This window comes from Streptomyces sp. NPDC086077 (assembly GCF_040686175.1).
Taxonomy (GTDB): Bacteria; Actinomycetota; Actinomycetes; order Streptomycetales; family Streptomycetaceae; genus Streptomyces.
This window is the reverse complement of the sequence record NZ_JBFBJT010000148.1, coordinates 1-17,497: the sequence shown is the minus strand read 5'-3', so window position 1 is coordinate 17,497 and position 17,497 is coordinate 1. Positions and strand designations below refer to the sequence as shown.

At 71.5% G+C, this 17,497-nt stretch carries 16 protein-coding genes and 1 pseudogene; 8 read left to right on the top strand and 9 right to left on the bottom strand.

From position 1 onward, the window contains the following. Positions 1-180 precede the first annotated feature (180 nt). The 3 genes from AB0O67_RS30570 to AB0O67_RS30560 all read right to left on the bottom strand — a co-directional run bounded on the left by AB0O67_RS30570 (position 181) and on the right by AB0O67_RS30560 (position 4,862). The gene (locus tag AB0O67_RS30570; protein ID WP_365457001.1) at positions 181-969 is read right to left on the bottom strand and encodes a serine protease; all 789 of its coding nucleotides are present in this window, start codon (positions 967-969) and stop codon (positions 181-183) included. 227 nt (positions 970-1,196) lie between these two features. Beyond that, on the bottom strand, positions 1,197-4,013 hold the full coding sequence (locus tag AB0O67_RS30565) for an AAA family ATPase (RefSeq protein WP_365456998.1): 2,817 nt from the start codon (positions 4,011-4,013) through the stop codon (positions 1,197-1,199). 714 nt (positions 4,014-4,727) lie between these two features. After that, positions 4,728-4,862, bottom strand: a complete 135-nt coding sequence (locus tag AB0O67_RS30560) for a hypothetical protein (protein ID WP_365456995.1) — start codon at positions 4,860-4,862, stop codon at positions 4,728-4,730. Positions 4,863-5,160: 298 nt separating this feature from the next. Here AB0O67_RS30560 and AB0O67_RS30555 point away from each other — a divergent pair. After that, positions 5,161-5,376: pseudogene (locus AB0O67_RS30555) on the top strand (SDR family oxidoreductase); the annotation flags it as partial. 20 nt (positions 5,377-5,396) lie between these two features. Here the strand turns inward: AB0O67_RS30555 and AB0O67_RS30550 are convergent. Then, positions 5,397-6,044 (bottom strand): hypothetical protein, encoded by a 648-nt coding sequence (locus AB0O67_RS30550; protein ID WP_365456992.1) that lies wholly within the window; start codon positions 6,042-6,044, stop codon positions 5,397-5,399. 167 nt (positions 6,045-6,211) lie between these two features. Here AB0O67_RS30550 and gcl point away from each other — a divergent pair, with 167 nt between their 5' ends. Continuing rightward, positions 6,212-7,996 (top strand): glyoxylate carboligase, encoded by a 1,785-nt coding sequence (gene gcl / locus AB0O67_RS30545; protein ID WP_365456989.1) that lies wholly within the window; start codon positions 6,212-6,214, stop codon positions 7,994-7,996. An 88-nt stretch (positions 7,997-8,084) separates the two neighbouring features. Here gcl and AB0O67_RS30540 read toward each other — a convergent pair whose 3' ends face one another. From AB0O67_RS30540 to AB0O67_RS30520, 5 genes are all read right to left on the bottom strand, one after another. Beyond that, positions 8,085-8,744 carry a TIGR04222 domain-containing membrane protein gene (locus AB0O67_RS30540; protein WP_365456986.1) on the bottom strand — a complete coding sequence of 220 codons (660 nt, stop codon included), beginning with the start codon at positions 8,742-8,744 and terminating at the stop codon, positions 8,085-8,087. A gap of 224 nt (positions 8,745-8,968) precedes the next feature. Then, entirely contained in the window at positions 8,969-9,208 is a 240-nt protein-coding gene (locus tag AB0O67_RS30535) for a hypothetical protein (protein WP_365456983.1), read from the bottom strand. Positions 9,209-9,563: 355 nt separating this feature from the next. Then, positions 9,564-11,021, bottom strand: coding sequence for a catalase (locus AB0O67_RS30530; RefSeq protein ID WP_365456980.1), 1,458 nt, complete (start codon positions 11,019-11,021; stop codon positions 9,564-9,566). Between the two features lie 187 nt (positions 11,022-11,208). Then, entirely contained in the window at positions 11,209-12,099 is an 891-nt protein-coding gene (locus AB0O67_RS30525; protein ID WP_365456977.1) for a 2-hydroxy-3-oxopropionate reductase, read from the bottom strand. Between the two features lie 64 nt (positions 12,100-12,163). After that, positions 12,164-13,003, bottom strand: coding sequence for a TIM barrel protein (locus AB0O67_RS30520; protein ID WP_365456974.1), 840 nt, complete (start codon positions 13,001-13,003; stop codon positions 12,164-12,166). 200 nt (positions 13,004-13,203) lie between these two features. On the opposite strand from AB0O67_RS30520, the gene AB0O67_RS30515 reads away from it, so the two are divergent. The 6 genes from AB0O67_RS30515 (at position 13,204) to AB0O67_RS30490 (ending at position 17,349) form a co-directional block, all read left to right on the top strand. Continuing rightward, on the top strand, positions 13,204-13,455 hold the full coding sequence (locus tag AB0O67_RS30515; RefSeq protein WP_365456971.1) for a thiamine-binding protein: 252 nt from the start codon (positions 13,204-13,206) through the stop codon (positions 13,453-13,455). Beyond that, on the top strand, positions 13,452-13,814 hold the full coding sequence (locus AB0O67_RS30510; RefSeq protein ID WP_365456968.1) for a helix-turn-helix domain-containing protein: 363 nt from the start codon (positions 13,452-13,454) through the stop codon (positions 13,812-13,814). Before AB0O67_RS30515 ends, AB0O67_RS30510 begins: the two co-directional genes overlap by 4 nt. A 162-nt stretch (positions 13,815-13,976) precedes the next feature. Further along, positions 13,977-14,489: a 2-oxo-4-hydroxy-4-carboxy-5-ureidoimidazoline decarboxylase gene (gene uraD, locus AB0O67_RS30505; protein ID WP_365456965.1), complete on the top strand. Its 513-nt coding sequence runs from the start codon at positions 13,977-13,979 to the stop codon at positions 14,487-14,489. Between the two features lie 4 nt (positions 14,490-14,493). After that, positions 14,494-14,889 carry a hydroxyisourate hydrolase gene (gene uraH / locus AB0O67_RS30500; RefSeq protein WP_365456962.1) on the top strand — a complete coding sequence of 132 codons (396 nt, stop codon included), beginning with the start codon at positions 14,494-14,496 and terminating at the stop codon, positions 14,887-14,889. A 5-nt stretch (positions 14,890-14,894) separates the two neighbouring features. After that, positions 14,895-15,842: a factor-independent urate hydroxylase gene (gene pucL / locus AB0O67_RS30495; protein WP_365456959.1), complete on the top strand. Its 948-nt coding sequence runs from the start codon at positions 14,895-14,897 to the stop codon at positions 15,840-15,842. A 127-nt stretch (positions 15,843-15,969) separates the two neighbouring features. Beyond that, positions 15,970-17,349: an 8-oxoguanine deaminase gene (locus tag AB0O67_RS30490; protein WP_365456956.1), complete on the top strand. Its 1,380-nt coding sequence runs from the start codon at positions 15,970-15,972 to the stop codon at positions 17,347-17,349. Positions 17,350-17,497: the final 148 nt, after the last annotated feature.

Genomic DNA, 17,497 nt, shown 5'->3' with positions numbered 1-17,497 from the left:
GGGTTTACGCCCGGGTCCCCCCGGGGGTGGGGGGGGGGGGCGGGGGGGATTTGGGGCGGGGCGTCATCGACTCCGCGGGTGGTAGGGGGGTCAAAAACACCGCGGGGGGGGCCGCTCGTGGAGGCCCGCAACGCCCCCTGGCCTGCTCACCTGAGGGGTGCTCAGGAATTCTTCGGAGTGTTACGAGTTGACCTGCGCCGTCACCAGGCGGGAGAAGGTCGTCAGCCGGGTGTAGACGCCCGGGTACCCGGCCTGCGCGCAACCCTCGCCCCAGGAGGTGACCCCGGCGAGGACGCCCCCGATGAGCAGGGGACCGCCGCTGTCGCCCTGGCAGGTGTCGACGCCGCCGGAGGTGTATCCGGCGCACACCATGTCGCTTGCCACGAAGTCGGAGCCGTAGGAGGTGCGGCAGCTGGAGTCGGACACGGTCGGGACGGTCGCGGTCCGCAGCTGGTTGGAGGAGCTGCCGTTCTGGGAGGTGGTGCCCCAGCCGACGACGCGGGCCGTGGTGCCGGCCGCGTACACCGAGGTCTGCGAGGAGGAGACGTACCCCGCGGTGGTGTACGGCATCGACGTCGACAGCGTCAGGACGGCCACGTCGTCGCCGTTGGTGACGTCCGAGTAGCTGGGGTGGATCCAGATCTTGCTGACCCGGCTCACCGTGCCGTTGGTGCCGTTCAGGTACGTGCGGCCGCCGACGACGCGAACGCTGCCGGTGGTCTCACCGACCATGCAGTGGGCGGCGGTCACGACCTTCGTCGGCGAGACCAGGGTCCCGCCGCAGAACTGGTTCTGCGAGGCGTCCGTGATCTGCATCATGAACGGGTACGCGGTCGTGGTGGTGGTCGTACCGCCGACGATGGGCTGGGGGGCGGCGACGGCGGCGGGGGAGGCGAACAGCGCGGTCGCGGCGGCGGCGGTCGCCGCGACGAGGGCGGCGGTCGTTCTCGCACGGGTGAGCCCGAACATGAGTCTCCTCAAGGGGGTTGCCGGTGGGGGGTCGCGCGGGTGGGGGGTGGAGCACGAGGGACTCGGGTCCGGCCCCCGTGTGCCCGGCGAGCGGCACAAGCCCAAGCTAGGCCGGGGCACCCGCACGTCCCAATGAGGGAACCCCCTAGCGGAGTCGGGGCAGGGAAAACCCTCGGTCCGGTGCACCTCGTCCGGCGCAGCCGTGGCGTAGGGGCCTGTGCAGGGCCCTACTTGACGTGCCGTCCCGCCGCGAGTCGGACGATGTCCACCCGGGACCGGATCCCCAGCTTGCGGTAGACCCGGGTGAGCGTCGCCTCGACCGTCTTCACGCTGATGAACAGCCGCCCGGCTATCTCCCGGTTGGTCGCGCCCTCCATCACCAGCTCCGCGACCTGACGCTCCATCGAGGCGAGCCCCTCCAGCACGGCCGTCGCGGGCGCCGGGGGCGGCTGCCGGTCCGGCGTCGCGCCCGCCGCCGCGGCCGCGTCGACCTGCCGCAGCCAGGGCAGCGCCCGGCACCGCCGGAACAGCCGCGCCGCCTCGTCGTACGACGTCGGACCCGGCCCGTGCCCGGCCCGCAACAGTGCCAGTTCGAAGGCGGCACGCGCCTCCTCGAGCCCGTAGCCCAGCTTGCCGAGCCGGTCCCGCACCGACGTCAACTGGCCCACCGCCGCCTTGTGTTCGCCGCCGGCCGCCCGCACCAGTGCCTCCGCCCGGTCGAGCACGGCCAGCACGCTCTCCCGCCCCAGCCGCAGCGCCTGCTCGCGCGTCACGTCGATGACGTCCTGGGCCTCCGCGAGCTCGCCGATCCGCACCAGCGCCTCCGCGAGGTCCCCGTGCCAGCGGCCGCGCGCCGGGTCGGTGACGCCGAGCCCGTGCTCCAGCTCCCGCACCCTGCGCAGCGACCGGACGGCGCCCTGCGCGTCCCCGGCGACCAGCTGGACGTATCCGAGGGCGGCCAGCGCGCGGGAGACGTAGATCTGGTCGCCGTCCTCCTCGGCGTGCTGCACCGCCTCCCGGGCCAGCGTCAGCGCCTGGTCCACGCTGCCGCCGGATGCCTCGGCGAGTGAGGTGAGCATCGCGGACGCCACCTCGCCGATGCCGGAGTCGCGGGCCAGCCGCAGGCTCTCGCGGGCCAGGTCGAGGGCGCGGCCGCAGTGTCCGGAGCGCAGTTCGGTCTCGGCAAGCAGCCGCAGGAAGTGCACCTCGCTCTCGACCATCCCGCGCCGCCGGACCTCACGCAGCAGGGCGGTGACCGTGTTGCGCGCGTCCAGCAGCTGGTCGCTCATCAGCAGCCAGCGGAAGCGGGTGGACCCGGCCCCGTTGTGGTGACACGCCACCTGCGGGTCCTGAGGCTCCTTCAGCGCCCGCTTGATGGTCGCGGGCGCGTTCGGATGGCCCATCAGGGTCTCGGCCTGGGCCTGGAAGGCGAGCGCCAGCAGTTCGGTACGCCGGTCGCCGGCCCGCGCCGCCAGGTCCGCGGCGTGCGCGGCCTCCTCGCGGCCCTCGGCGAAGTCGCCCTCGACGACCAGCGCCCGCCAGGCGAGCTGGTAGTGGACCAGGGCGAGCAGCCGCGGGTCGTCGCCCGCGTCGGCGAGCGCCTGCGGGAACACGGCGTCGACCTCACCGAGCGCCTGTCCGGCCGCCTCGATCACCACCATCCAGGCCCGCACCCGCTCCGTCGCGGCCGTGGCCCGGGTGAGCACCTCACGCGCGATGTCCCGGGCGAGGTCCACCTCACCGGCGGTGATCGCGTCCTCGGCGGCCTGGAGCCGCCGCTCGTCCGGCCCCGGCACACTCTCGGCCGGGGCGTGCCGTGCGGCGAGCAGCCCGAGGGAGGCGGCCACCGACGGCGCCCCACGGTCCCGGGCCAGCATGGCGGCCCCGGCGAGCCGCGCCGCCACTTCCGGATCCGTCCCGGTCGTCGCCAGTGCCAGATGCCGGGCCCGCTCGATCGGATCGGAGGCCGCCGTGGACAGCGCGGCGTGCGCGGCCCGCCGCTGGTGCGCGGGCGCCTCCGCGTACAGCGCCGCCGAGACCAGCGGATGCGCGAAGCGTACGGCGGGGCCCTCCGGTTCCGTGGCCAGCAGACCGAGTTCGGCCGCGCGGGCGGTCTCGGCCTCGGCGTTCTCCCGGCCGGCGGCGTGCAGCAGGGAGAGCGTGGGCCGGGCGCCCGCGCTGGCCACGAGCAGCGTGTGCCGGGCTTGGGCGGAGAGCATCTCCAGCCGGCTGAGGACGAGGGCCCGCAGCGAGGTCGGCACCGGCAGCGGCTCACCGGGGCGCGGCGGCGTCGGGTTCTCGGCGAGGGCGCGGCCCAGTTCCAGCGCGAAGAGCGGATTGCCGCCGCTGGTGCGGTGGATGTCCCGGACCGTGGAACGCGGCAGACCGGTGTAGCCACGGTGGTCGAGCAGGCTGGAGACCTGGGCGCGGGAGAGCGGGCCCAGCCGGACGGGGAGGGTGTTGGGGGGAGAGGTGCGCAGGTGGCGGTCGTACTCCTGGCCGTCGGTCCGTACCGCGCACAGCATCGTCACGGGCGTGTCGCCGAGACGGCGGGCGGCGAAGCCGAGCAGCTCCGAGCTGGCCGAGTCCAGCCACTGCACATCGTCCGCGACGATCAGGACCGGACCCTCGGCGGCGAGCGCGCGCAGCGCGGACAGCACGGCGAGGCGCAGCGCGAGGCCGTCGCGCTGAAGGGTGGACTCGCCCCGGCCGGTGAGCGCCGACTCCAGCGCCGTGCGCTGGGCGGCGGGCAGCTTGCCGGCCACCTCGTCCAGCACCAGACCGAGCAGGTCGGCGAGGGCCAGGAAGGGCAGATGCGATTCGGACTCCGTCGCCGAGCAGCGCAGCACGGTCCGTGCCGCCTCGGCGTAATCCGCGGCCAATGCCCGCAGCACGGTCGACTTTCCTATTCCCGCGGGCCCGTGGAGCAGCACGCTGCCCCCGCGGCCGAGCTGCTCACGCGCCGCCGTGAACAGTTGCTCCTGGCCGATGACCAGCTCGGGGCGGCTTCTGGCAGGCTCCTTGAAGTCCTGTCGCACGGTCACCGCTCCCTCCGTGTGTCGTGTCCGGGCCAAATTCTAGGCAACAACTCATTGAAATCCGGAGCGCCGAGATGGTGAGGGAAATAACAACAGGGATGCATGGGCAAATTCAGACGACGGTCAGGTGAATGGTCTGCCCGTACCGAGGGCCGCCTATGCGTGACCGCCGGGGTGTCTGCGGCCCGGCGTGGGAGGAGCACCCTCGGCACGCGGCACACACCGCTGTCGCGGGGTGGTGACACCTGGGTCGTGCGGTACACGACGTGAGCGAGCCGCCCGGCGACGGTCCGGCACCGAGGAGGACAGATGACGACGGCGACGGAGCAGTTCTGGCGGCAGATCTCCGACCAGACCCAGGTCTCCAGGGCTTCGGCGTCGGACGTGCCGGGCGACTGGACGCGCATCGCTGTCGGGGGCGCGCCCGAGGGCTGGCTGCGCTACGAGGACGCCTACGCGGCCCCGGCCGGCTTACGTCGCGGTCGTCAAGGGCGGCTACGACAACACGAGCGACGACGGGCGCTCGCGGATGCGCAAGGCCCAGGACAGGGCCGAAGACGAGCTGATCGCCTTCGCCCTCGGCGGCACCCGGCGCACCGGTCGCCGGATCCAGTGGTGATGTATCCGTCCTCGTCACGGGAGCCGATGTCGCCGGTGCGGTAGTAGCCGCCCGTCATCGCCTCCCCGCCGTACGGTCCGCGTCGCCGTGGTAGCCGGTCATCAGGCCGACCGGGCGGGCGGACAGGTCGAGCGCGATCTGTTGCTGGCCTTGCGGCCCTTGCGGCCCTTGCGGCCCTTGCGGGCCGTCAGGACCGGCTCCACGGCCTTCCAGGCGGTGTCCGTCAGCTCGGGCACCAACGTTGCCGTACGGCAGGTCACTCCATGCGCAGCCCGTACGCGCCTTCGTGAGGAGCGCTTCGAGTAGCTCCCTGCGTCACGTGGTAACCGGGGCTCGGACGGCCCATGGAGCCCGTCTTCAGCGGTTGCCCCGGGCTGTTGGACACCTGCAATCGGCCATGCGCTTGAGCCGGCCGGGATCTTCCAGCATAAAGTGCGTGCCTCGTGCCGCAGCCGGGCGGCGTCCTAGCTGGGTGGCGCGCCGAACTGACGGTGGTACTCCCCGTACTTCCTGACACAGCGGCTGCTGCCCCTGATGACGGACGGCGGTGCTGACCCGGTACATCCCAAGGAGTTCGGCGGCCGCGGCATCCGGGTCAACGCGATCTCGCCCGGCGCGACCCGCACCCGCCTCGCCGACGACGCCTTCACCCGGTTCCCCGGGGTCGTCCCGGCCCTCGCCGCGAAGACCGCGCTGGGCCGGGTCGGTGAACCCGACGGCATCGGCGCGATGATCGCCACCCTCGTCTCCGCCCTAGCGCGTGCGCCGGCTCAGTCCAGGGTGGCGTGCAGGGCGTCGGCGGGCTGGTTCACCGGGCGCGGGGGGCCGGTGGGGTCGTCCACGGCGAACAACGGGACGCCGAGGGTGTCGGCGCGGGCGCGGGCCTCGACGGCGTATCCGGAGAGCGAGAAGTACACGCAGCGCACGGACTCCGACATGGCCATGAGCCACAGGCACTCCACGTCCCGTACCGTCGCCGGGCGTTCGGAGGGGTCGACCTGGGCCAGCAGGCCGTCGGCCGAGAGCCCTATCCCGGACGGGGGCCGCTGGTCGGCGCGGCGCAGGTCGCGGTGGCCGAGCCGGTGCAGATAGAGGGCGGCGGCCGTGACCGCGTCGCGGGCGGTGCGCAGGGCGACCGCCGGCCGGGGGCCGGCGCCCGGGACCGCCACCGGCAGGCGCAGCACCGCTCCGCAGGGGCAGCCCAGCTCCGGGCGCGGCCACTGGTTGCGCCGGCCACACGGGGCGCAAGCGACCTCGACCCACTCCTCGTCCCAGCTGCGGTGCGCGACGTGCTCCGGCGCGGCGTGCGGGTCCGGCGCCGGGCCGGCGGGGGCGCCGCAGGCGCAGGGGTAGGACGGCGCGGTGTAGAGGTGCTCGCGCCGGCAGGCCGGGCAGCGCACCGGCAGGCTCTCGGGCATGGCCACATGGTGCTCCTGTCTTCCCCCGCCTGTCCGTCCCTTGACGGCATTTGGCACTGAGCCTTACATTGCTTCCAGATCGTAGAAGTTACTTTCCGCTATACGGAAGTGCTCACCGGCGGGGCGCGACGGGAGTACGCATCCGACAGCCGAAGCAGGAGTACTCAATGGCTCGTATGACCGCTGCCCGCGCGGCAGTCGAGATCCTCAGGCGCGAGGGCGTCACGGACGCGTTCGGGGTGCCGGGCGCGGCGATCAACCCGTTCTACGCGGCACTCAAGGCGTCCGGCGGCATCAGCCACACCCTCGCCCGCCACGTCGAGGGCGCCTCGCACATGGCCGAGGGCTACACCCGTACCCATCCCGGCAACATCGGCGTGTGCATCGGCACCTCCGGCCCGGCCGGCACCGACATGATCACCGGCCTGTACTCCGCGACCGGCGACTCGATCCCGATCCTGTGCATCACCGGCCAGGCGCCGACCGCGGTGATCCACAAAGAGGACTTCCAGGCCGTCGACATCGCCTCCATCGCCAAGACGGTGACAAAGATGGCGGTCACCGTCCTGGAGGCCGCCCAGGTCCCGGGCGTCTTCCAGCAGGCGTTCCACCTGATGCGCTCCGGCCGTCCGGGCCCGGTCCTCATCGACCTGCCGATCGACGTCCAGCTCACCGAGATCGAGTTCGACCCGGAGACGTACGAGCCGCTGCCGGTCTACAAGCCGGCCGCCTCCCGCGCCCAGATCGAGAAGGCGCTCGGGATGCTGAACGCCTCCGAGCGCCCGCTGATCGTGGCCGGCGGCGGCGTCATCAACGCCGACGCCGCCGAACTCCTCGTCGAGTTCGCCGAGCTGACCGGCACTCCGGTCGTGCCCACCCTGATGGGCTGGGGCACCGTCCCGGACGACCACGAGCTGAACGCCGGCATGGTCGGCCTGCAGACCTCGCACCGCTACGGCAACGCGACGTTCCTGGAGTCCGACTTCGTCCTCGGCATCGGCAACCGCTGGGCCAACCGCCACACCGGCAGGATCGACGTCTACACCGCCGGCCGGAAGTTCGTGCACGTCGACATCGAGCCGACCCAGATCGGCAAGATCTTCGCGCCCGACTACGGCATCGCCTCCGACGCCAAGGCCGCGCTGGAGCTGTTCGTCGAGGTGGCCCGGGAGCTGAAGGCGGCCGGCAAGCTGCCCGACCGCTCCGCCTGGTCCGCCGCCGCGCAGGAGAAGAAGGCCACCCTCCAGCGGCGTACCCACTTCGACAACATCCCGATGAAGCCGCAACGCGTGTACGAGGAGATGAACAAGGCCTTCGGCCCGGAGACGCGGTACGTCACCACCATCGGCCTCTCGCAGATCGCCGGCGCCCAGATGCTCCACGTCTACCGCCCGCGGCACTGGATCAACTGCGGCCAGGCGGGCCCCCTCGGCTGGACCATCCCGGCGGCGCTCGGCGTCGCCAAGGCAGACCCGGAGGCTTCCGTGGTCGCCCTCTCCGGCGACTACGACTTCCAGTTCATGATCGAGGAGCTGGCGGTCGGCGCCCAGCACCGCATCCCGTACGTGCACGTCCTGGTCAACAACTCCTACCTGGGCCTGATCCGCCAGGCGCAGCGGGCCTTCGAGATCGACTTCCAGGTCAACCTGGAGTTCGAGAACCTCAACTCGCCCGAACTCGGCGTCTACGGCGTCGACCACGTCAAGGTCGCCGAAGGCCTCGGCTGCAAGGCGATCCGGGTGACCGACCCCAGCGAGCTGGGCGCGGCCTTCGAGCAGGCCAAGAAGCTCGCCGCCGAGTTCCGGGTGCCGGTGGTGGTCGAGGCGATCCTGGAGCGGATCACCAACATCTCCATGTCCGGCACGAACGACATCGGCAACGTCGTGGAGTTCGAGGAACTCGCGACGGAGCCCGGGCACGCGCCGACGTCGATCAGGACGCTGAAGGTCTGACCCGCGGTCCGTCCCGTGAGGGAGAGTCGAGGACGGCCGCCGAGGGCGGCTCACCCGAGGGTGGGCCGCCCTGTCGTCCTGCCGTGGCTCAGTCCCCGCCTCCGCCGCCACCACCGCACCCGTGGCCCCCGCCTCCGCCGTGGTGGCCGCCGGACCGGCCGTCGCCGGGCGTGTGGTCCTCCTCGGCGCCGAAGGTGCGGCGCAGGTCGTTGCCCCGGCCGAACGGGAAGCGTCCCTCGTCCGCGAGGGCGCCACGACCGGCCAGCCCCGAGGCGCGGGTGAAGTGCGGTACGAGCGCCGTCAGGGCCCGGCCGCCGTGGAGGGCGACCGCGAGGAGCATCTCCTCGTCGGTGAGGGCGTCCGGGGCGGTGGGAAGCGGGTGCCGGGCGCGCAGCGAGGTGAGGTACCGGCGTCCGGCGCGGGTCGGGCCGGGCAGCCCCGAGCGCAGCAGCCCGTCCGCGGTGAGGTCGCCGCGCATCCGGGCGAGGACGAGGCGCACGGCCGCGCGAGTGGGTAACTCCCTGATGCCGGCGGGGCGGTGGAGCCCGACGCGGACCGCCTTCTCCAGCGGATGGTCGGGTGGGGGGAACGCGGCCGCCCGGCGCAGGGTGCCGGGCCGTCCCGCCTCGACGAGGCCCCGCAGATGCAGGCCCAGCACGGCGACCGTGACCGCGCCCCGTGGGCCGCCCCGCAGCAGGCCGACCTCGTGCGGCCCCAGCCGCTCCGTGCGCGCTTCGTGGCTCTTCACAACCCACCCCCGTGAGCCGGGGCCCGCCGCCCCCGTGCCGGCGGGCCCCGGCGTGTGAGGAGTATGTGCCCGCCCCAGGGCGCACTCGAAGCATGCCGGGACGCCTTCAGAGCTGGATTTGAGGGAGCCGTACCCGGCGTACGTCCCCTTACGTACGCGCGGCCGGCCCGCCTCGGCTGCTCGTGATGTCTGTGATTCGCGGGGCGGCTTTGCTGCTCATGGTGCTAGTGGTGCTCGTGATGCTCCGACAGTCCGGGCCAGTCCTCCGGGCCGCCGCCCTGCCACTCGATGAAGTCGGTGTCCTCGACGTCGGTCACATAGAGGTCGGCGAGCCGCAGGATCTCGCCGACGTCGTCCAGGTGCGTGGCGACGCCCAGTGTCTCGTCGCCCTCGGTGACCCGCCGCGAGCCGTCCAGGGCCGGCGGATGCACCACCACGTGCGGGTGCTCCGGTGGATGTGCCATGCCTTCAGGGTGCTGCGGCCGGAGCGGTTTCGCACCCCCGTGCCCGGCGCTTCCCGGCCGGTGAGGTGTGGCCGTCCGGCGGTGCGAGGCTGGGCGCGACAGGACATTCGCGCCGCCGGACGGAGTCTGTGCGGTGGGGACCGCGGCGGCCGGCGACAGTACCGGGTTCCTTCCCCTCAGGTCGAAGAAGGAGCTCCGGGACCTTCACCACCGCACTGGCTCGCGCGCCGCCGCGGTCCTCGCCGTGCCCGCCCGGCCGCCGGTCGACCACCCCTCATCCGGGTCGCCGGTGGCCTGGCGGGCGGTGCGTCCGGACTCCCGACCTCCCGTCAAGATCCGGACGCAGCCCTTGGGTTCAGTCCTCGCGCAGGGCGCGGACCGCCTCCTCCACGCGCTTGCCGTACTCGGGGTCGGCGGCGTGGAAGTGGGCCAGGTTCTTCTCGATCACGTCGTCGCGGGAGACCTGCGAGAGGCTGCCGGCGATGTTGGCGATCAGCCGGGACTTCTCCTCGGCGGACATCAGGCGGTACAGCTCGCCCGCCTGGACGAAGTCGTCGTCCTTGGTGTGCAGCGGCGCCACATGGGTGCCGGTGTGGCCGGACACCGCCAGCGGGGCCGACAGGGGGCGGCCGGTCTCGACCGGGCCGTCGTACGAGTTCGGCTCGTAGTTCTTGGCGTGCCGGCCCTGGGCGTTGCTCGCCATGAAGCCGTCGCGGCCGTAGTTCTGCGCGGTGGTCGCCTTCGGGGCGTTGACCGCGAGCGACGTGTGGTTGACGCCCAGGCGGTAGCGGTGCGCGTCCGCGTAGGCGAACAGGCGGCCCTGGAGCATCTTGTCGGGGGAGGGGCCGATCCCCGGCACGAAGTTGTTCGGGGAGAACGCGGCCTGCTCGACCTCGGCGAAGACGTTGTCCGGGTTGCGGTCCAGGACCAGGCGCCCCACGCGCTGCAGCGGGTGGTCCCTGTGCGGCCAGACCTTGGTCAGGTCGAACGGGTTGAAGCGGTAGTCCGCCGCCTCGGCGGCCGGCATGACCTGCACGTACAGGGTCCACGACGGGTTGACGCCCCGCTCGATGGCCTGGAGCAGGTCCGTCTGGTGCGAGCTCGCGTCCTTGCCCGCGGTCTCGGCGGCCTGCTCGGTGCTCAGGCAGCGGATGCCCTGGTTCGTCTTGAAGTGGTACTTGACGAAGAAGGCCTCGCCGTCGGCGTTGGTCCACTGGTAGGTGTGCGAGCCGTAGCCGTTCATGTGGCGGTAGGAGGCCGGGATGCCGCGGTCGCCCATCAGCCAGGTCACCTGGTGGGTGGCCTCGGGGGCGTGCGCCCAGAAGTCCCAGACGTTGTCCGGCTCCTGGCGGCCGGTGAACGGGTCGCGCTTCTGCGAGTGGATGAAGTCGGGGAACTTGATGGGGTCCTTGATGAAGAAGACCGGAGTGTTGTTCCCGACGAGGTCGTAATTGCCCTCTTCCGTGTAGAACTTGACGGCGAAGCCGCGCGGGTCGCGCACCGCGTCCGCGCCGCCCAGCGAGTCCGCCACGGTCGAGAAGCGCACGAACGTCTCGGTGCGCCTGCCGACGGCGCTCAGGAAGTCGGCGTGGGTGAAGCCGGTGACGTCGTCGGTCACCTCGAAGTAGCCGTACGCGCCCGAGCCGCGGGCGTGCACCACGCGCTCCGGGATGCGCTCGCGGTTGAAGCGCGCCAGCTTCTCCAGCAGGTGCTGGTCCTGGAGCAGGAGCGGACCGCCGACGCCGGCGGAGGCGGAGTTCTGGTTGTCGGCGACCGGGGCGCCGGACTCGGTGGTGAGCACGCGCTTCGACATGGTGACCTTCCGTACGATGGGCAGCGGAAAAAGACTTCCACTTCGTGGAGCATCCGCTTCGTGGAGCCTAGGTTCCGATCGCGACGTCAACAGTTTGTTGAAGTCGAGGGGGGTTCCGGGCGACGCCACCGCCTGGGCGCGACAGGACAGGTGTCAGCGGCGGCGCCGCCCGGAAGTATCGAAGGGATCAGGCCTGGGCGCCGGACAGGCGCTCCACGGCCCTCAGCAGCGCGGAGTGGTCCAGGCCGCCGTCGCCCTGCGTGCGCAGGGAGGCCACCAGCTGGGCGACCACGGCGCCGACCGGCAGCGCCGCCCCGACGTTGCGGGCCGCGTCGGTGACGATGCCCATGTCCTTGTGGTGCAGGTCGATCCGGAAGCCCGGCTTGAAGTCCCGGTTCAGGAAGTTGTCCTTCTTCCGGGTCAGCACGGTCGAGCCGGCCAGCCCGCCGTTGAGGACGTCCAGCGCCGCCTTCAGGTCCACGCCGGACTTCTCCAGGAAGACCACGGCCTCGGCGCAGGCCTGGATGTTCACGGCGACGATCAGCTGGTTGGCCGCCTTCACGGTCTGCCCGGAGCCGTGCGGACCGCACAGCACGATGGTCCTGCCCAGCGCCTCGAAGATCGGCTTGGCCTGGTCGAAGTCGGCCTGCTCGCCGCCGATCATGATGGACAGCACGGCCTCGACGGCGCCGGCCTCACCGCCGGACACCGGGGCGTCCAGCACCCGGACGCCCTTGTCGCGGGCGGCGGCGGCCAGGTCCACGGAGGTCTGCGGGGTGATCGAGGACATGTCGATCAGCAGGGCGCCCTGCTTCGCGTTCTCCAGGATGCCGTCCGGGCCGTACGCGACGGCCTCGACCTGCGGGGACGCGGGCACCATGGTGATGACCACGTCGGCGTCGCGGACGGCCTCGGCGATCGAGGGGGCGGCGGAGCCGCCGGCGGCGGCCAGCCGGTCCAGCTTCTCCTTCTCCAGCGTGAAGCCGGTGACGTCGTAGCCGGCCTTGATCAGGTTCTCCGACATGGGGGAGCCCATGATGCCGAGGCCGATCCAGGCGATCTTGGGAAGGGTGCTCATTTTGGGGTGCCTCTCTGAACTGCTGCGATTCGTCGATGATGTGACGCCAGGTCAGGGCATCGGGTCAGCGCGCGGCGCGGGCCCCGGCCGGCAGCCACGCGAAGGCCTCGGCGCTCGGCCGGTCGCCCGGCTTGTACTCCAGACCGACCCAGCCGTCGTAACCGGCCTTGGCGAGTTGGTCGAGGAGGTCCTCGAGCGGCAGCGCGCCCGTGCCCGGCGCGCCCCGGCCCGGGTTGTCGGCGATCTGCACATGGCCGGTCTTCTCGGCGTACGCGGTGATCGCCTGCGGCAGGTCCTCGCCGTTCATCGACAGGTGGTAGAGGTCCATCAGGAACCGGGCGTTGCCGAGGCCGGAGGCCTGGTTGACCTTGTCGACGATGCCGATCGCGGCCGGTGCCGACACCAGCGGGTACAGCGGCGACTCGGGCTTGTTGAGGGCCTCGAGCAGCAGGATCGCGCCGATCCGGTCGGCGGCGTGGGCTGCGAGGACCAGGTTCTCCACGGCGAGCGCGTCCTGCTCGGCCGGGTCGACGCCCTCCACGCGGTTGCCGTAGAGCGCGTTCAGTGCCTTGCAGCCGAGCGACGCGGCGAGGTCGGCGGCCACGTCGATGTTCGCGCGGAACCGCTCCGACTCCTCACCGGGGACCGACAGGGCGCCGCGGTCGGGGCCGGGGAGCTTGCCCGCGTAGAAGTTGAGGCCGGTGAGCTGGACGCCCGCCGCCTCGATCGCCCGCTTCAGGGCGTCGAGCTCGGACCGCTCGGGGGTGGGGGAGTCGACCCAGGGCCACCACAGCTCGACCGCGGTGAAGCCGGCCGCGGCAGCCGCGGCCGGGCGCTCCAGGAGCGGGAGTTCCGTGAAGAGGATCGACAGGTTGACGTTGAAGCGCTGGTCTGCGAATCCCATCGGGGTCGGCGCTCCCTTCCTGCTGGACTATTTCCGTATCGCGGAAGTTGCTTTCTGCTTATCGGAAGACTGCCCGCGGTGGGCGAGGGCTGTCAAGACCGACCGGCGAAAAACGCCTCCCTCCGATCCGGCGGTCCGTAGCGGGATCCGATGCCGGCACGGGCTGCCCGGATGGCGGTGGGGCGCGTTAGGTTGAGCGCGTGCGACTGAGAGTGGAATTCACGACCGAACCCTTCGATCTCGACGAGGCACCCGCGCACGCGCTGGTGGCCCGCGAGGTCGTCGAGGCGGCCGAGCTGGACGCCGTGGACGTCGGTCCCTTCGGCAACACCGCCGAGGGCGGAGCCGACGAGGTGCTGACCGCCGTGGGCGCCTTGCTGCGCAGGGCCCTGCAGGCGGGCGCCACCCGTGTCTCGCTCCAGGTCAACGTGGTCGGGGAGGGTGATAAGTGACCGGCAACGAGTCCTTCATCGCCGCGGTGAAGCCACTGGTCGACGCCATGGGCGGCGTGCTGATCGCCCCGGACGAGGCGAGCGCCGACGACGTCGTGCTGGCCTGGGAGGGTGTCGACGTGGTCGGCGTCCGGCTGCCTCAGCTCGCCGACTCCCTCGACCACATCCTCGCGGCCATGGAGCGCCGGCAGGGCAAGCCGCTGTCCGAGCTGGACCGCAGGTCCAAACAGGAGGTGGTGCGCATACTGGAGGCGCGGGGTGCCTTCTCGGTGCGGCACGGCGTGGAGACGGTGGCGGGCGCGCTCGGCGTCAGCCGGTTCACCGTCTACAACTACCTGAACCGCGACAAGGAGTCCTGACCAGGGCTTCGCCTCCGGTGTGCGACCGCCGTCCCGTGCAGTGCGGGGACGGCGGTTTTTGTTGCGCCGAATTTTCAACAAACTGTTGACGTGTTGTTCCGGAGGGCGTTAGCTGTCCGCAGCCCGTTCAGTACGAAGGCCGACACGGCCACGGAGGCTCCCGTGACGTCCACTTCCACGCCGCCGGGCCTGGCCCGCTTCAACGCCCTGGAGGAGCACGCGGCCCTCACCGCGCTGCGCGAGGCGTGTGCTTCCACGGTCTGGGCGAACCGGCTCCTCGCCGCCCGTCCCTACGCCACCACCGAGGACCTCTACGCCGCCGGTGACGCCGCGACCGCCGAGCTGACGGCCGGGGACCTCGACGAGGCGATGGCCGGACACCCGCCGATCGGCCGCCCCAAGCCGGGCGACCCGGTCTCGGCCCGGGAACAGCGCGGCATGGCCGGCGCCTCCGAGCAGCTCAAGGAGGAGATGCTGGAACTGAACCTGGCTTACCAGGAGAAGTTCGGCCATGTCTTCCTGATCTGCGCCACCGGCCGCACCGGCGAGCAGATGCGCGACGCGGTCAAGGAGCGCATCGGGCACTCGCCGGAGCAGGAGCGGGAGATCGTCCGCACCGAGCTGGGGAAGATCAACCGCATCCGACTGGCCCGACTCGTCGAAGAGGACGCCTGACACCATGAGCACCAGCACCACCGCCTCCGTGTCCACCCACATCCTGGACACCTCCGTCGGCCGCCCCGCCGAGGGCGTCGCCGTCCGGCTCTCCGCCCGTGCCGGGCGCGCGGCGGACTGGAAGGCGCTCGGCGGTTCCGCGACCGATGCCGACGGCCGGTGCAAGGACCTTCCGGCCCCGCCGGAGGGGACGACCCACGTCCGGCTCGACTTCGCCGTCGAGTCGTACTTCGAGAAGAAGCAAGCCGATGCGCAGCAGGACGCCCCCGCGAATCGGGACAGCGGACCTGGGGTGTTCTTCCCGGAGGTGGCGATCACGTTCGCCGTCGTGCCGGGCGAGCACTACCACGTACCGCTGCTGCTCAACCCGTTCGGCTACTCCGTTTACCGAGGGAGCTAGCAGACATGGCACTCAATTCCCGCCCTGCCCACCCTGTGATCCTGGGACAGAACCAGTACGGCAAGGCCGAGAACCGAGTCGTGAAGATCACGCGGGACGGCGCCACCCACCACATCAAGGACCTGAACGTCTCGGTCGCCCTGAGCGGCGACATGGACGAGGTCCACTACTCGGGCTCCAACGCCCACGTGCTGCCGACCGACACCACCAAGAACACGGTGTTCGCGTTCGCCAAGGAGTACGGGATCGAGTCCGCCGAGCAGTTCGGCATCCACCTCGCCCGCCACTTCGTCACCTCGCAGGAACCGATCCACCGGGCCCGGATCCGCATCGAGGAGTACACCTGGGAGCGGATCGCGACCTCCGACGCCAACTCCAAGTTCATCGGCGCGGACGAGGTCAAGCACTCCTTCGTCCGCCAGGGCCAGGAGACCCGGCTGACGCAGATCACCTACGACGGCTCGTCGTGGGAGGTCGTCTCGGGCCTGAAGGACCTGGTCGTGATGAACTCGACCAACTCCGAGTTCTGGGGCTTCGTCAAGGACAAGTACACGACGCTCCCTGAGGCCTACGACCGCATCCTGGCCACCCAGGTCTCCAGCCGCTGGCGGTTCAACTGGAGCGACGACGAGCAGAAGATGCCCAACTGGGAGAAGTCCTACGAGCAGACCAGGAAGCACATGCTCCAGGCCTTCGCCGAGACGTACTCGCTGTCGCTGCAGCAGACGCTGTACCAGATGGGCTCCCGCATCATCAACAACCGCAGCGAGATCGACGAGGTCCGCTTCAGCCTCCCGAACAAGCACCACTTCCTCGTGGACCTGGAGCCGTTCGGGCTGAAGAACGACAACGAGGTGTACTTCGCCGCCGACCGTCCCTACGGCCTGATCGAGGCCACCGTCCTGAGGGACGGCTGCGAGGCGAGGATCCCGACGGACCTCACCAACCTCTGATCGACCCCCTTTCGGCACCCGCGGCCGGCGGAGACGCAGATGTCCGGCTCCCCGGCCGCGGTACTCAAAATCCCAGGGTCCTGCCGTGCCCACTCCAGCAAAGTCCGCTGAGCGGAAAGGACGAACCATGGCAGCAGCCCGGCGCATCGTCATCGAGAACTGTGCGATCGCGACCGTCGACGCCGACGACACCGAGTACGCCTCCGGACACGTCGTCGTCGCCGGCAACCGCATCGAGGCGCTCGGCTCGGGCAAGGCCCCCGAGGGCCTGGAGAACGTCGTACGCCGTATCGACGCCTCCGGCCACCTCGTGACCCCCGGTCTGGTCAACACCCACCACCACTTCTACCAGTGGATCACCCGGGGCCTGGCCACGGACCACAACCTCTTCGACTGGCTCGTCGCCCTGTACCCGGTCTGGGCGCGCATCGACGAGCAGATGACCTACGCGGCCGCACAGGGCTCGCTCGCCATGATGGCCCGCGGTGGCGTCACCACGGCGATGGACCACCACTACGTCTTCCCGCGGGGCTCCGGCGACCTGTCCGGCTCCATCATCCGCGCCGCCCGCGAGACCGGCGTCCGCTTCACCCTCGCCCGCGGCTCGATGGACCGCAGCGAGAAGGACGGCGGCCTGCCCCCGGACTTCGCGGTCGAGACCCTCGACGGCGCGCTCGCCGCGACCGAGGAGACCGTCAGGCAGCACCACGACGCCTCCTTCGACGCCATGACCCAGGTCGCCGTCGCGCCCTGCTCCCCGTTCTCCGTCTCCACCGACCTCCTGCGTCAGGGCGCCGTACTGGCCCGCCGGCTCGGCGTGCGCCTGCACACCCACGGCTCGGAGACCGTGGAGGAGGAGAAGTTCTGTCACGAGCTGTTCGGCATGGGCCCGACCGACTACTTCGAGTCGACCGGCTGGCTCGGCGAGGACGTGTGGATGGCGCACTGCGTCCACATGAACGACTCCGACATCGCCGCCTTCGCCCGGACGAAGACCGGCGTCGCCCACTGCCCCTCCTCCAACGCCCGCCTGGCAGCCGGTATCGCCCGGGTGCCGGACATGCTCTCCGCCGGCGTCCCGGTCGGCCTCGGCGTCGACGGCACCGCGTCGAACGAGTCCGGCGAACTCCACACCGAGCTGCGCAACGCCCTGCTCATCAACCGCCTCGGCGCCCACCGCGAGGCCGCCCTGAACGCCCGCCAGGCGCTGCGACTCGGCACCCACGGCGGCGCCCAGGTGCTCGGCCGCGCCGACCAGATCGGCTCCCTGGAGCCCGGCAAGCTGGCCGACCTCGTGCTGTGGAAGCTGGACACACTCGCCCACGCCTCCATCGCCGACCCGGTGACCGCGCTGGTCTTCGGCGCGGCGGCCCCGGTCACGCTGTCGCTCGTCAACGGCGAGGCGGTCGTCGAGAACGGCCGGCTGCTGCACGTCGACGAGGACGCGATCGCCCGCTCCACGCGGGACGAGGCGCGGCGGCTGGCGGAAATCGCCGCCCAGGGCTGAACCAGGTGAAGACCCCGGCCGGGAGGGACGGCTTCCGGCCGGCAGCCGTGGACCCGAGCGGGGTCCATGGCGGCCGTATCCGGGGCCGACCTTGACGGAACGTCACCCGCTCGTCCTCGGGCACATAAGGAAGAACGTCCTCCGACCC

Coding starts and splice junctions, on each gene's coding strand:
- AB0O67_RS30490 (WP_365456956.1), top strand. CDS start 15,970: ATGGCAGCAGCCCGGCGCATCGTCATCGAGAACTGTGCGATCGCGACC.
- gcl (WP_365456989.1), top strand. CDS start 6,212: ATGGCTCGTATGACCGCTGCCCGCGCGGCAGTCGAGATCCTCAGGCGC.
- AB0O67_RS30530 (WP_365456980.1), bottom strand. CDS start 11,021: ATGTCGAAGCGCGTGCTCACCACCGAGTCCGGCGCCCCGGTCGCCGAC.
- AB0O67_RS30535 (WP_365456983.1), bottom strand. CDS start 9,208: ATGGCACATCCACCGGAGCACCCGCACGTGGTGGTGCATCCGCCGGCC.
- AB0O67_RS30570 (WP_365457001.1), bottom strand. CDS start 969: ATGTTCGGGCTCACCCGTGCGAGAACGACCGCCGCCCTCGTCGCGGCG.
- AB0O67_RS30520 (WP_365456974.1), bottom strand. CDS start 13,003: ATGGGATTCGCAGACCAGCGCTTCAACGTCAACCTGTCGATCCTCTTC.
- AB0O67_RS30550 (WP_365456992.1), bottom strand. CDS start 6,044: ATGCCCGAGAGCCTGCCGGTGCGCTGCCCGGCCTGCCGGCGCGAGCAC.
- uraH (WP_365456962.1), top strand. CDS start 14,494: ATGAGCACCAGCACCACCGCCTCCGTGTCCACCCACATCCTGGACACC.
- pucL (WP_365456959.1), top strand. CDS start 14,895: ATGGCACTCAATTCCCGCCCTGCCCACCCTGTGATCCTGGGACAGAAC.
- AB0O67_RS30525 (WP_365456977.1), bottom strand. CDS start 12,099: ATGAGCACCCTTCCCAAGATCGCCTGGATCGGCCTCGGCATCATGGGC.